General features: G+C 74.2%; 14 protein-coding genes and 1 riboswitch. Of the genes, 10 read left to right on the top strand and 4 right to left on the bottom strand.

Features of this window, described 5'->3' with window-relative positions:
- Positions 1-5: 5 nt before the first annotated feature.
- Together FHY03_RS06825 and cobF are read left to right on the top strand one after the other, a co-directional pair.
- Positions 6-1,295, top strand: coding sequence for a cobyrinate a,c-diamide synthase (locus tag FHY03_RS06825; protein ID WP_183929673.1), 1,290 nt, complete (start codon positions 6-8; stop codon positions 1,293-1,295).
- Positions 1,292-2,068, top strand: a complete 777-nt coding sequence (gene cobF, locus FHY03_RS06820; RefSeq protein WP_183929671.1) for a precorrin-6A synthase (deacetylating) — start codon at positions 1,292-1,294, stop codon at positions 2,066-2,068. Before FHY03_RS06825 ends, cobF begins: the two co-directional genes overlap by 4 nt.
- Here cobF and FHY03_RS06815 read toward each other — a convergent pair.
- The gene (locus FHY03_RS06815; protein ID WP_183920769.1) at positions 2,010-2,585 is read right to left on the bottom strand and encodes a histidine phosphatase family protein; all 576 of its coding nucleotides are present in this window, start codon (positions 2,583-2,585) and stop codon (positions 2,010-2,012) included. The two genes, cobF and FHY03_RS06815, sit on opposite strands and share 59 nt — an antisense overlap.
- Positions 2,586-2,652: 67 nt before the next feature.
- Positions 2,653-2,724: riboswitch (cobalamin riboswitch) on the top strand.
- Between the two features lie 58 nt (positions 2,725-2,782).
- Here FHY03_RS06815 and FHY03_RS06810 point away from each other — a divergent pair.
- The 7 genes from FHY03_RS06810 to FHY03_RS06780 are packed head-to-tail and all read left to right on the top strand — an operon-like array spanning position 2,783 to position 7,028.
- On the top strand, positions 2,783-3,010 hold the full coding sequence (locus tag FHY03_RS06810) for a CbtB-domain containing protein (RefSeq protein ID WP_183920770.1): 228 nt from the start codon (positions 2,783-2,785) through the stop codon (positions 3,008-3,010).
- Between the two features lie 15 nt (positions 3,011-3,025).
- Complete coding sequence (locus tag FHY03_RS06805; RefSeq protein WP_260158753.1) at positions 3,026-3,736, top strand: CbtA family protein; 711 nt, start codon at positions 3,026-3,028, stop codon at positions 3,734-3,736.
- Complete coding sequence (gene cobO, locus FHY03_RS06800) at positions 3,733-4,335, top strand: cob(I)yrinic acid a,c-diamide adenosyltransferase (RefSeq protein ID WP_183920771.1); 603 nt, start codon at positions 3,733-3,735, stop codon at positions 4,333-4,335. The genes FHY03_RS06805 and cobO overlap by 4 nt, the downstream gene beginning before the upstream one ends.
- Entirely contained in the window at positions 4,335-4,748 is a 414-nt protein-coding gene (locus tag FHY03_RS06795) for a DUF1636 domain-containing protein (protein ID WP_183920772.1), read from the top strand. The genes cobO and FHY03_RS06795 overlap by 1 nt, the downstream gene beginning before the upstream one ends.
- Positions 4,745-5,758, top strand: a complete 1,014-nt coding sequence (cobT, locus tag FHY03_RS06790; protein WP_183929669.1) for a nicotinate-nucleotide--dimethylbenzimidazole phosphoribosyltransferase — start codon at positions 4,745-4,747, stop codon at positions 5,756-5,758. Before FHY03_RS06795 ends, cobT begins: the two co-directional genes overlap by 4 nt.
- Positions 5,755-6,321, top strand: a complete 567-nt coding sequence (locus FHY03_RS06785) for a histidine phosphatase family protein (RefSeq protein WP_311721329.1) — start codon at positions 5,755-5,757, stop codon at positions 6,319-6,321. The genes cobT and FHY03_RS06785 overlap by 4 nt, the downstream gene beginning before the upstream one ends.
- On the top strand, positions 6,321-7,028 hold the full coding sequence (locus tag FHY03_RS06780; protein ID WP_183930353.1) for an adenosylcobinamide-GDP ribazoletransferase: 708 nt from the start codon (positions 6,321-6,323) through the stop codon (positions 7,026-7,028). Before FHY03_RS06785 ends, FHY03_RS06780 begins: the two co-directional genes overlap by 1 nt.
- 25 nt (positions 7,029-7,053) lie before the next feature.
- Here the strand turns inward: FHY03_RS06780 and FHY03_RS06775 are convergent, their stop codons facing one another.
- From FHY03_RS06775 to FHY03_RS06765, 3 genes are all read right to left on the bottom strand, one after another.
- Positions 7,054-8,517 carry a cobyric acid synthase gene (locus FHY03_RS06775; protein ID WP_183929667.1) on the bottom strand — a complete coding sequence of 488 codons (1,464 nt, stop codon included), beginning with the start codon at positions 8,515-8,517 and terminating at the stop codon, positions 7,054-7,056.
- Positions 8,505-9,488 carry a CobD/CbiB family cobalamin biosynthesis protein gene (locus FHY03_RS06770; protein ID WP_183929664.1) on the bottom strand — a complete coding sequence of 328 codons (984 nt, stop codon included), beginning with the start codon at positions 9,486-9,488 and terminating at the stop codon, positions 8,505-8,507. Before FHY03_RS06770 ends, FHY03_RS06775 begins: the two co-directional genes overlap by 13 nt.
- Positions 9,489-9,783: 295 nt before the next feature.
- Complete coding sequence (locus FHY03_RS06765; RefSeq protein ID WP_183929662.1) at positions 9,784-10,806, bottom strand: threonine-phosphate decarboxylase; 1,023 nt, start codon at positions 10,804-10,806, stop codon at positions 9,784-9,786.
- 53 nt (positions 10,807-10,859) lie between these two features.
- On the opposite strand from FHY03_RS06765, the gene cobU reads away from it, so the two are divergent.
- Positions 10,860-11,375 (top strand): bifunctional adenosylcobinamide kinase/adenosylcobinamide-phosphate guanylyltransferase, encoded by a 516-nt coding sequence (cobU, locus tag FHY03_RS06760; RefSeq protein ID WP_183920777.1) that lies wholly within the window; start codon positions 10,860-10,862, stop codon positions 11,373-11,375.
- The last annotated feature ends 187 nt before the right edge of the window (positions 11,376-11,562 follow it).

Below are 11,562 nucleotides of genomic sequence, written 5' to 3'. Positions count from 1 at the left end.
GTCTGATGATCGCCGCCCCCGCCTCCGGCAGCGGCAAGACCACGGTGATGCTCGGTCTGCTCCGCGCGCTCGCCGAGGAGGGCGTGACCGTTCAGCCTTTCAAAAGCGGTCCCGACTATATCGATCCCGCCTTCCACCGCGCCGCGTGCGGACGCGACTCGTACAATCTCGACGGCTGGGCGATGCCGGGCGCGCTGCTCGACTCGCTCGCCGCGCGCGCGGCCGACGCCGAGCTGGCGCTGGCCGAGGCCTCCATGGGGTTGTTCGACGGCGTGGCGTCACCGGGGCAGAGCGGTACCGGCGCGGGGGCGGAGATCGCCCGGCGGTTCGGCTGGCCCGTCGTGCTGGTGCTCGACGTCAGCGGCCAGGCGCAGTCCGCCGCCGCGACCGCGCTCGGCTTCGCGACGCTCGACCCCGAGGTACGTATCGCCGGCGTGATCCTCAACCGCGTGGCGAGCGCACGGCACGAGCGGCTCGCGCGCGCGGGCATGGCGGCCGCGGGGATCACGGTGCTCGGCGCGCTGCCCCGCGCACCGGCGTTGCGCCTTCCCGAGCGCCACCTCGGCCTCGTCCAGGCAGACGAGCACGCCGATTTGGAGGAGCGGATCGCCGCACATTCCGCCTTCGTCCGCGCTCATCTTGACCTGACAGCTCTGCGTGTCCTCGCCGCGGGTGGGCACGCCAATGCAGCGTCGCCTCGGATCGACCCGCCGGCGCAGCGGATCGCGCTCGCGCAGGATGCCGCCTTCTCCTTCACCTACCCACACCTGCTGGGCGGCTGGCGCGCGGCGGGAGCGACGCTGCTGCCCTTCTCACCGCTCGCCGACGAGCCACCCGACTCGGACGCCGACCTCGTCTGGCTGCCCGGCGGCTATCCCGAGCTCCACGCCGGCCGCATCGCCGCCAACGAGCGTTTCCTCGCGGGGCTGCGCGCGCATGCCGAGACGCGCCCCGTCCACGGCGAGTGCGGCGGCTATATGGTGCTCGGCGAGGCGCTGGTCGACGCGGACGGCACGCCCCACCGCATGGCCGGGCTGCTTGGACTGGTGACGAGCTATGCGACGCGGCGGCTGCACCTCGGCTATCGTCGCGCGACGCTGGCGCGGCGGCTCGGCGCCCTCGCGCCCGACACGACGCTGTTCGGGCACGAGTTCCACTATTCTTCGATCGTCGCCCAGCCCGACCCGGCGCTCGCGGCGGTCACCGACGCCGACGGAGTCGCGGTGGCGGAAACCGGCTCGGCGCGCGGGCACGTCAGCGGCAGCTTCTTCCACCTGATCGCGGCGGCGGGATGATCGCGCTGAGCCTCATCGGGATCGGCACCGGCAACCCCGACCATCTCACCCGCGCGGCCGAGGCGGCGATGCGCGCGGCCGACCTGATCCTGCTGCCACGCAAGCGCGCCGAGACCGCCGAGCTGCTCGACCTGCGCGCGACGATCTGCGCCGCGGTGGTCGGCGAGACGGCGCAGACCGCGACCTTCGACGTACCCGGGCGCGACCCGGCGCTGCCCTATCTCGACAGCGTCGCGGCCTGGCACGATGCGATCGCGGCGGCGTGGTGCGCGGCGATCACGCGCCACCTGCCCGACGGCGGTCGCGTGGCGCTGCTCGTCTGGGGGGACCCCTCGCTCTACGACAGCAGCCTGCGAATCGCCGCGCGGCTCGCTGCCGGCGCCATGCCAGTGGCCGTTGAGGTCGTGCCCGGCATCACCAGCCTGCAGGCGCTCGCCGCGGCGCACGCCGTCCCGCTCACCGGGCTCGGAGCGCCCCTGCTCGTCACCACCGGACGCCGGCTTACCACGGAGGGATGGCCCGTAGGGATCGAGATGGTGGCGGTGATGCTCGACTCGGGCTGCGCGTTCGAGCGGCTGGATCCGGCGGGCACGACGATCTGGTGGGGCGCCTATCTGGGCATGCCGCAGCAGTCCTTGCTCGCGGGTCCGCTCGCCGCGACGGCGCCAGCGATCCGCGACGAGCGCACATTGCTGCGCGCGCGGCACGGCTGGATCATGGACTGCTATCTGCTCCGCCGCGACGCAGCTCGCGCAGTCGCCAGCGATCGGTGAACGACAGCGCCACGGTGGCGAGCGGCGCGACGTCGATCGCCAGCGTCGCCGCGACCGGCAGCGCCAGCGCGTGCGCCAGCGCGGCGCGGATCACCGCGGCATGGCTCACCGCAAGCCACCGTCCCTCGCCGGTCGCGGCGAGCGTGTCGAGCCACGCGCCCACCCGCTCGCGCACTGCGTCGAGCGACTCACCGCCGGGTGCGCCGCGCTCCGGGGCCGCGATCCACGCCGCGAGCGCTGCCTCCGGCAGCGTCATCAACGCGCGGCCACGCCACGTGCCGGCGTCCTGGTCGGCCAGCGCCGGCTCGTCCGCCGCGGAGAGGGCAAGTGCCGCGGCCGTCTCGCGCGCGGAGCGCTCCGGCGCGACGACGCAACGCCACGACGCCGCCGCGCCGAGCCGCAGCGCCTGTACCTTGGCTAGACCAGCGGCATCGAGCGCGTCGTCGGGCGCCGCGAAGCGTGCGGCGCGCGTCGCCTCGGTGGCGCCGGCGCAGAGCAGCAGCAGGCGAACGGTCACGATGGGGCTCCTGCTCGGTTGACGCGGTGCCGCGCAGCCGCCACAGCTGCGTGCCTCAGCACCGGGCGGGAAGCCGGTGAGACTCCGGCGCGGTCGCGCCACTGTGATCGATGGCCATTGCGCTGTCGAGAGTCAGACCCCGCCCGGCGCATCAACCCGCTATTCCGGGCGCGCCTCCCCGGACTGGAGCCGAACCGATGACCAGCCGCGTCGCCGCGCGCCCGCTCGCCGCCCCCGCACCTGCTTCCGCTGGCGCGATCCCGCTCGCCGAGATCGCGCCCTGGGCTGTCTTCGCCGCGATCGTCGCGCTGATCCTGCTCTACTTCGTCAGCACCGAGCAGGGCGCCTTCGCGCTGTTCAAGGGCATGTACGTCCACGAGTTCGTCCATGACGGGCGGCACCTGCTCGGCTTCCCCTGCCACTAAGCGCAAGGTCACATCATGACAGGGCTGCTGCTCTGGCGGGGGATGCTTGCGGGGCTCGCCGGCGCGTTCGTCGCCGCCACCTTCGCGCTGATCGTCGCCGAGCCGCACGTCGACGCCGCGATCGCCTTCGAGGCACGTCACGCCGCGCACGGGGGCGGAGTCGAGCTGGTGTCGCGTGCGACGCAGAAGACGCTCGGGCTGTACACCGCGATGATGCTCTACGGCACCGCGCTGGGCGGGCTGCTCGCCATCGTGGTGGCGGCGTGCCACGGCCGCGTCGGCGCGATCCCGCCGCGCGCGCTCGCGCTGCTGCTCGCCGCGCTCGCCTGCGTCGTGCTGGTGCTCGCGCCCGCGCTGAAATACCCGCCGACACCGCCCGCGGTGGGGCTGCACGAGACGGTGCGGCTGCGCACCGGTGCCTTCCTCGCGATGCTGGCGGGATCGCTGCTCGCCGCTCTCGCCGGCGCGTGGACGGCGCAGCGGCTCGGCGCGGTGCTGACGCGGCTCGACCGCTGGCTCGCGGGCGGGCTGGTCTATCTCGCCGCCGTCGCGCTGCTTGCCGCGCTGCTGCCACACGTCGACGAGGTGCCCGCGGACTTTCCCGCCTCGCTGCTGTGGCAGTATCGCGTCGCCGCGATCGCCGGGCAGATGATCTTCTGGCTCATCACCGCCGAGCTGTTCGGCCGGCTCGCGCAGCCGCTGCTCGCGCCGCGGGTGGCGCGATGACCGCCACCGAGCAGCGCCACACCGAGAAGATGCGCCGGGTGCAGGCGAGCCGGCGCGCGATGATGGCGACCAAGACGCAGGAGAAGGGCCTGCTGATCGTCCACACCGGCGCGGGCAAGGGCAAGACCACCGCCGCCTTCGGCATGGCGGTGCGCACGATCGGCCACGGCATGCGCGTCGGCATCGTCCAGTTCGTCAAGGGCGCGATGACCACCGGCGAGCGCGCGGTGTTCGACGCCTTCCCCGATCTCGTCACCTTCCGTGTGATGGGCGAGGGCTTCACCTGGGACACGCAGGACCGCGCCCGCGACATGGCGGTGGCGCGCGCCGCGTGGGACGAGGTGGCGCGGATGGTCGCCGACCCGTCGTACGCGATGGTGATCGCGGACGAGCTCAACATCGTCCTGCGCTACGATTATCTGCCGGTCGCCGACGTGCTCGCAGTCGCCGCAGCCCGACCGGCGATGACGCATCTCGTCGTCACCGGGCGCAACGCGCCCGCCGCGCTGATCGAGGCCGCGGACCTCGTCACCGAGATGACCCAGGTCAAACACCCGTTCCGCGGCGGGGTGAAGGCGCAACCGGGAGTGGAGTTCTGATGGTCACGCTTCGCGCCGCCGCGCCCGGCACGTCGGTCGTCGCGTGCAACACCTGTCGCCACAGCGCCGAGGCGCGCGAGGACGGCGACGGCGCGCGCGGCGGTGCGCGGCTTGCAGCCGCGCTGCACGCACTGCAGGCGAGCGACCCGGCCTATGCCGCGGTGTCAGTCGAGGAAATGCCGTGCCTGTTCGCGTGCGCCGACTTCTGCACCGTCCACCTGCGCGCGCCGGGCAAGGTGGGCTATGTACTCGGCCGCTTCGCCCCCGGGGACGACGCCGCGCGCGCCATCCTCGACTATGCCGCGCGCTACGCCGCCACCGAGACCGGCCAGGTGCCGTTCAAGGAGTGGCCGGCCGGCGTGAAGGGGCATTTTCTCACTCGCACCCCGCCAGAGGGATTTGTCGTCGCATGATCCGGCTCGACACGCCCGCCGCGCTCGATCTCGCGCTGCGCACCCTTCCCGCCCCCGACGCGAGCGCGCGCGCCGCCGCGGCGGCGCGGCAGGCGGAGCTGACCAAGCCGCGCGGCTCGCTCGGCCGGCTCGAGGAGATCGCGCTATTCATGGCAGCCTGGCAGGGGCGCGCGATCCCGAAGCTGGAGCGCGGACGGGTCGCGCTCTTCGCGGGCAACCACGGCGTCGCGGCGCGCGGTGTGAGCGCTTTCCCACCCGAGGTCACCGCGCAGATGGTGGCGAACTTCGCCGCAGGAGGTGCCGCGATCAACGCGCTCGCCGGGTCCGCCGGGCTGGAGCTGACCGTCACCGCGCTCGAGCTCGACCGCCCGACCGGCGACATCGCCGAGACCGACGCGATGAGCGAGGCCGAGTGCGGCGAAGCGCTGATGGCGGGCGCCGCCACGGTCGAGCCCGGGCTCGACCTGCTCGTCCCCGGCGAGATGGGCATCGCCAACTCCACCGTCGCCGCCGCGCTCTGCGCCGCCGCGCTGGGCGGCGATGCTGCCGACTGGGTCGGCCCCGGCAGCGGGGTGAGCGGCGCGGCGGCGACGGCCAAGCGCGACGCAGTCGCGCGCGCGCTGACGCGTCACCGCGCCCGCGCCAACACGCCGTTCGAGGCGCTGCGCCGGCTCGGCGGGCGCGAGATCGCCGCCATGGCCGGCGCGGTGATCGCGGCCCGCCACGCCCGCGTGCCGGTGCTGCTCGACGGCTTCATCGCCACCGCCCCGCTCGCCCCGCTCGCGGTCGCGGCGCCGACGATCATCGACCATTGCCTCGCCGGCCATCGCTCGGCCGAGCCGGGGCACGCGCGGCTGCTCGCCGGTCTCGGTCTGGCTCCGCTGCTCGCGCTCGACCTGCGGCTGGGCGAGGCGAGCGGCGCCGCGGTCGCGGCGGCGGTGGTCCGTGCCGCGCTCGCCGCGCACGAGCGCATGGCGACCTTCGCCGACGCGGGGGTGAGCGCGGGGTGACCGCCCCGTTCACGGTCCACCTGATGCGCCACGGCGCCACAGCTTTCGCCGGGCATCTCAACGGTCGCAGCGACGTGCCCGTTACCCCTGCCGGGCTGGCGAGCTGCGTCGCCGCGGCCACCACGCTCCGCTTCGAGCGCGTGATGAGCTCGGACCTGGCGCGCGCGCACGACTGCGCCGTCGCGGTCGCACGCACGGCCAAGGTGCCGGTCAGCACGGACGCACGCTGGCGCGAACTCGACTTCGGCGAGTGGGACGCCTGCCACCCGGACGCGCTCGACCCGGAACAGCTCGCCGCTTTCTGGGCCGACCCGGAAGGTGCCGCCCCGCCCGGCGGCGAGCGCTGGTCGACGCTCACCGCGCGCGTCTCGGCGGCGCTGGACTCGCTGCCCCCCGGCACCCTGGTCCTCACGCATGCCGGCGCGATCCGCGCCGCGCTGGCGGTCGCGTGCGGGCTCGACTCGCGCCAGGTGTGGATGTTCGACCTGCCTTATGCCGCGACCGTGACGCTGCGACGCTGGCCGGGCGCGACGCCGGTGACCCAGATCACCGCGCTGCGATGATCCGCGCGCTCGTCGTCGCGCTCGGCTTCCTCACGCGTTTGCCGCTGCCGCGAGTGGCAGCGACCGAGCGCGACTGGACCGCGTCGATCCGCTGCTACCCACTCGCCGGCCTGATCGTCGGGGCGATCGTCGCGATCGCGGGCGCGCTCGCGGGCACGCGCGACCCATGGCTCGGCGCGCTGGCCGCGCTGGTCAGCTGGGTCGCGCTCACGGGCGCGCTCCACCTCGACGGCCTGAGCGACCTCGCCGACGCGCTCGGGGCCGCGCACGGCGACCGCGGACGGCTGCTGCGCGTCCTCGCCGAGCCGCAGGTGGGAAGCTTCGGCGTGGTCGCGATCACGCTCCAGCTGCTCGCCAAATTGGTGCTGCTCCACGCGCTGCCGGCCGGCGGCTGGTGGACGCTGCCGCTGGTCGCCGCGGCGGCGCGGGCGGGGCCGCTCGCCTGGGCGCGCTGGCTGCCGCCGCTCAAACCCGGGCTCGGCGCGACGCTGGCCGGCGCGGTGCGCGTCCGTGACCTCGCCGGCTGGGGTGCGCTGCTGTTCGCCGCGGGCGCGCTCCAGCCGGCGCTGCTCACCGCTCTGCCGCTGATGGGGCTCTACGGCTGGTGGCTGAAGCGGCGGCTCGGCGGGATCAACGGCGACGCGCACGGCGCAGGCGTGGAACTGATCGAGACCGGGCTGCTCGTGATGGTCGTCGCGCTGGGCTGAGCGCCGGTGCTCGCGCAGGAGCCCCTCACACCGCCCCCGCCTCGCTCGCCAGCGCCAGCAGCGCGTCCAGGTCGATATGTCGCTCCAGGGTCGCCGCGATCGAGTCGAGTGCGGCGTCGATGTCGGCACGATGGTCGACTCCGCCGCCCGCGACGCCGAGCGGGGCGAGCCAGGCGCGGCGCTGCTCGGCGAGCGCGAACAGCCCGTGGACATAGGTGCCTGCCACGAGCCCATTGGCGGACGCGGCGCCATCCTCACGTCCGTCGTCGAACCGCACCGGCGCGCGCGCGGTGTCGGCGCCTGCGGTGAGACCAAGGTGCATTTCATAGCCCTCGAAGCGAGCGCCGCGCGCCGCGCCCGCGACCGCGACCAGCCGCTTGTCGCCACTCAGCACCGTGGTGACGTCGAGCAGAGCGAGCCCCTCGACCGTCTCCGCGGGTCCCTCGACGCCGCCGGGGTCGGCCACGCTGCGGCCGAGCATCTGATAGCCGCCGCACAGCCCGAGTACCGGTCGGCCACGGCGGACATGCGCGCGCACGTCGATGTCCCAGCCCTCGCGCCGGAGCGCGCGCAGGTCGGCGATCGTCGCCTTCGAGCCGGCCAGCACGATCAGCGCCGCCTCGGCGGGGATCGGCGTACCGGGCGGCACCATCACCAGCTCGACTTCAGGCTCGAGCCGCAACGGATCGAGATCGTCGAAATTGGCGATGTGGGGCGTGATCGGGCACGCCACCACGATCCGCCCGCCTGCCGCGGCAGGCGCACGCTGAAGCACCACTGCGTCCTCGCTCGGCAGCCGCCGCGCCTCCGCGAGCCAAGGCACGACGCCGTAGCCGCGCCAGCCGCTGCGCTGCTCGATCGCGCGATAGCCGTCCTCGAACAGGGCGGGATCGCCGCGAAACTTGTTGACGAGAAAACCGCGCACCATCGCGGCGTCGGCGGGATCGATCACCGCGCGGGTACCGACCAGCGCGGCGATCACGCCGCCGCGGTCGATGTCGCCGACGAGCACAACGGGCACGTCGGCGGCGCGCGCGAAACCCATGTTGGCGATGTCGCCCGCGCGCAGGTTGATCTCCGCGGGCGAGCCGGCGCCCTCCACCATCACGAGGTCGGCGCCACGCGCGAGCCGGCGGTAGCTCGCCAGCACGTCGTCGAGCAGTCCCTCGCGGCCCTGCCGCCACTCGCTCGCGCGCAGCACCCCGCGGACGCGCCCGCCCACGATCAGCTGCGAGGTGCGGTCGCCCTGCGGCTTGAGCAGCACCGGGTTCATGTCGCTGTGCGGCGCCAAGCGCGCGGCGAGCGCCTGCGTCGCCTGCGCGCGCCCGATCTCGCCGCCGTCGACGGTGACCGCGGCGTTGGTCGACATGTTCTGCGGCTTGAACGGACGTACCGACAGGCCGCGGTTAGCGAAGGCGCGGCACAGTCCCGCGACGAGCACCGACTTGCCGACGTCGGACCCGGTGCCCTGCAGCATCAGCGCGCCCATGCGACGGCCCCCGCCAGGCACCACAGCAGCAGGCAGCCGCGGCGGTAGACGACCAGCGCGCGCCGAAGGTCGCGCGCATCGAGATCGGCACGACCGTCTCCGATCCACGGCTTGTCCGCGACGGCGCCGTCGTACGCCACCGGGCCAGCGAGCCGCACGCCGAGCACGCCCGCCATCGCCGCCTCGGTCCAGCCGGCGTTGGGCGAGGCGTGGCGGCGCGAATCGCGCCACAGCACGCGCCAGCCTCCCGCGCCGGCGACGCACAGCAGCGCGCCGCCCCACCGCGCGGGCAGCCAGTTGGCGAGATCGTCCGTGCGCGCCGCCGCCCAGCCGAAGGCGCGCCAGCGCGGCTCGCGATGGCCGATCAGGCTGTCCGCGGTGTTGATCGCCTTATAGCCCCATAGGCCGGCGGGTCCGAGCAGCAGCAGCCAGAACAGCGGCGCGGCGACGGCGTCGCAGAAGCTCTCGGCCAAGCTCTCCACCGCGGCGCGCGCCACGCCGGCGCGGTCGAGCGCGGCGGTGTCGCGCCCGACGATGCGACCGACCGCCGCGCGAGCGGCGGCGAGATCGCCTCTTTCGAGCGCGGCGGCGACGGGGCGGACGTGATCGTCGAGGCTGCGCTGCGCGAGCCCGGGCCAGGCGAGCAGCGCCACGGCGAGCCATGCCGGCGCGCCGAACGTCGCGCGCAGGCCGCGCTCGGCCAGCCAGGCGGTGCCGGCGGCGAGGGCAACTCCGGCGACAAGGGTGACCGCGCCGAGCAGGCGACGCCGTCGCCGTTGCGCGGAGGTGAGATGGTCGGGCTCCTCGGTGGGGTAATACGACTTCGTTTCGGTTCGGCGGTCGACGACTGGCGTGACTTGATCGCGTCCCTCCCTCCCCGCGTTGCACCGGCGCAGGCCGGGGCCGAGTTGGGTGAACGTCCGCGGCTCATACGGAATCGCAGTTACCTCGATCGAGGTGGCATACGACATGCTCTTGCCTGCTGCCGTAGCCGGTGGAGTGGCGGCGCTCCGCGCATCCTTGTCGAGCGATAAACTCGCGGACGGGTGGATCCCGGACCAAGTCCGGGATGACGGAGGAGGGAGCGGCAATGGCTGTGCCCCCCTCTTTTCCTCGACGATAGGAGGATCCACCACCGCGTTCCAACGCCGCTCTCCCGCCGCGATCACGCGCGCGATCGCGCCCACCGGATGCCCCATGCGCGCGTAGAGCCATGCCGGCCAGCCCAGCGCCGCGTCGAGCGCGAGCGCCACCAAGGCGACGGGCTCAGCCATCGTCGAGCGCCGCACCGAGTCGGGCGAGCGCCCCGGCGTCGCCGGGAAGGCCGATACGCAGCCGATCGGGCGCCTCGTTGAACGGTCGCACCAGCACGCCCGCGCGGGCGAGCCGCTCGAACAGCAGTGGCGCGTCATCGCGCTCCACCAAGCGGAACAAGGGGCAGGCGCCGATCGGCGCGAGATCGTGCACGGCCAGCACGCCATCCAGCTCCGCCACCGCCGCGGCCAGCCGCTCCCGCGTCGCAGCGATCCACGCGATGTCGCGATAGGCCGCGATGCCGATGCGCAACGCCGCGGTGGACACCGGCCAGCTCCCGAGCCGCGTCGCCAGCTCGCCGACCAGCGCCGCCCCGCCCGCGGCGAAGCCGAGCCGCACGCCGGCCAGCCCGAAGAACTTGCCGAAGGAGCGGAACACCAGCACGCGGTCGTCGCGCGCGAGCAGCGGCAGCACGCTGGCGCCGGGCACCGCGTCGGCGAAGGCCTCGTCGACCACCAGCACCCCGCCCCGCTCGGCGAGCGCCTGCGCCAATTCGTGCAGACGCGCCGCAGGCCAGCAGCGACCGTCGGGATTGTTGGGATTGGCGAGCAGCAACGTGCCGCCGCCGGGGACGACTGCCTCGACCGCGGTGGCATCGATCGTGATCGCGCCGGGAAGCGCCGCTTCATGCGTACGGTAGCTCGGCACGACGACGTGCCAGGGCCGCGGCAGCGCCAGACCGGCAAGCGCGCGCAAACCGATCTCGCTGCCGGGCAAAGCCGTGATCGCCGTGTCCGACGCGCCGAACGCGTTGGCGGCGGCATGGTGGAGCGCGTCGAGCTCGGCCGGGGACGGCAACGCGCGCAGCGCGGCCAGCGGCACATCCACGCCGTCCCAGGCGAAGGGGTTGATCCCGGTGGAGAGATCGAGCCATGGCGCGGGCGCGTCGGGGTAGAGACGCGCGGCGGCGTCGGCGCGACCGCCGTGATAGGTCAGCGCGGCCGCGGGTGCGGGAGGAGGATCGGTCAGCAGCATCGGCGGCCTCGTCTTTCACCAGCCGCGCGAGCGAACACAAGGCGGGAGTGACGATGACCGAGCCACGCGTGACACTGGTGCTGGGCGGCGCACGCTCGGGCAAGAGCCGCCACGCCCAGGCGCTCGCCGAGGCGACCGGCGGCGCGCTCGTGTTCGTCGCGACGGCGCAGGCACTCGACGACGAGATGCGCGCGCGCGTGGCGCAGCATCGCGCCGAGCGCGACTCGCGCTGGCGCACGGTGGAGGCGCCGCTCGCGCTGGCCGAGACGATCGTCGCCGAGGGGCGACCGGGGTCGGTGCTGCTGGTCGACTGCCTGACCCTCTGGGCCTCGAACCTGCTGCTCGGCGAGGAAGATGCCGCGATGGCACTGGAGGCGCTCGACGCGGCGCTGCGCGACACCGCGGCGCGAGTCGTGCTGGTGGCGAACGAGGTCGGGCTCGGCATCGTCCCCGACAACGCGCTGGCGCGACGCTTCCGCGACCTGGCGGGGACGATCAACCAGCGCGTCGCCGCGCGCGCGGACCGCGTGGTGTTCGTCGCCGCCGGGCTGCCGCTGGTGCTCAGGTAACCGGGGGAAGGATCGCCTCCTCCCTCCACCTCCGCCGATGCTCGCCCCTATGTCATGCCGCGCCCGAGCTCGGCATGACGGCAGGCGGGCGCTACCTCCGCGCCACGCGCCCGTGCTCCTGCGCACGCAGGAGCGCAGAGCCGCACGCCTCGCACTTCGGAACCCTGTGCTCCCGCTTTAGAAGGAG

The organism is Sphingomonas sp. BK345 (assembly GCF_014193845.1).
In the GTDB taxonomy this organism is placed as follows: domain Bacteria; phylum Pseudomonadota; class Alphaproteobacteria; order Sphingomonadales; family Sphingomonadaceae; genus Sphingomonas.
The sequence above is the reverse complement of the archived record's forward strand: the minus strand, read 5'-3'. Positions and strand labels throughout refer to the sequence as shown.

What these genes read in the sequence shown, in the direction of transcription:
- FHY03_RS06770 (WP_183929664.1), bottom strand. Translation starts at nt 9,488, where the DNA reads ATGTCGTATGCCACCTCGATCGAGGTAACTGCGATTCCGTATGAGCCG.
- FHY03_RS06765 (WP_183929662.1), bottom strand. Translation starts at nt 10,806, where the DNA reads ATGCTGCTGACCGATCCTCCTCCCGCACCCGCGGCCGCGCTGACCTAT.
- cobF (WP_183929671.1), top strand. Translation starts at nt 1,292, where the DNA reads ATGATCGCGCTGAGCCTCATCGGGATCGGCACCGGCAACCCCGACCAT.
- cobO (WP_183920771.1), top strand. Translation starts at nt 3,733, where the DNA reads ATGACCGCCACCGAGCAGCGCCACACCGAGAAGATGCGCCGGGTGCAG.
- FHY03_RS06810 (WP_183920770.1), top strand. Translation starts at nt 2,783, where the DNA reads ATGACCAGCCGCGTCGCCGCGCGCCCGCTCGCCGCCCCCGCACCTGCT.
- FHY03_RS06775 (WP_183929667.1), bottom strand. Translation starts at nt 8,517, where the DNA reads ATGGGCGCGCTGATGCTGCAGGGCACCGGGTCCGACGTCGGCAAGTCG.
- cobT (WP_183929669.1), top strand. Translation starts at nt 4,745, where the DNA reads ATGATCCGGCTCGACACGCCCGCCGCGCTCGATCTCGCGCTGCGCACC.
- FHY03_RS06825 (WP_183929673.1), top strand. Translation starts at nt 6, where the DNA reads ATGATCGCCGCCCCCGCCTCCGGCAGCGGCAAGACCACGGTGATGCTC.
- FHY03_RS06795 (WP_183920772.1), top strand. Translation starts at nt 4,335, where the DNA reads ATGGTCACGCTTCGCGCCGCCGCGCCCGGCACGTCGGTCGTCGCGTGC.
- cobU (WP_183920777.1), top strand. Translation starts at nt 10,860, where the DNA reads ATGACCGAGCCACGCGTGACACTGGTGCTGGGCGGCGCACGCTCGGGC.
- FHY03_RS06805 (WP_260158753.1), top strand. Translation starts at nt 3,026, where the DNA reads ATGACAGGGCTGCTGCTCTGGCGGGGGATGCTTGCGGGGCTCGCCGGC.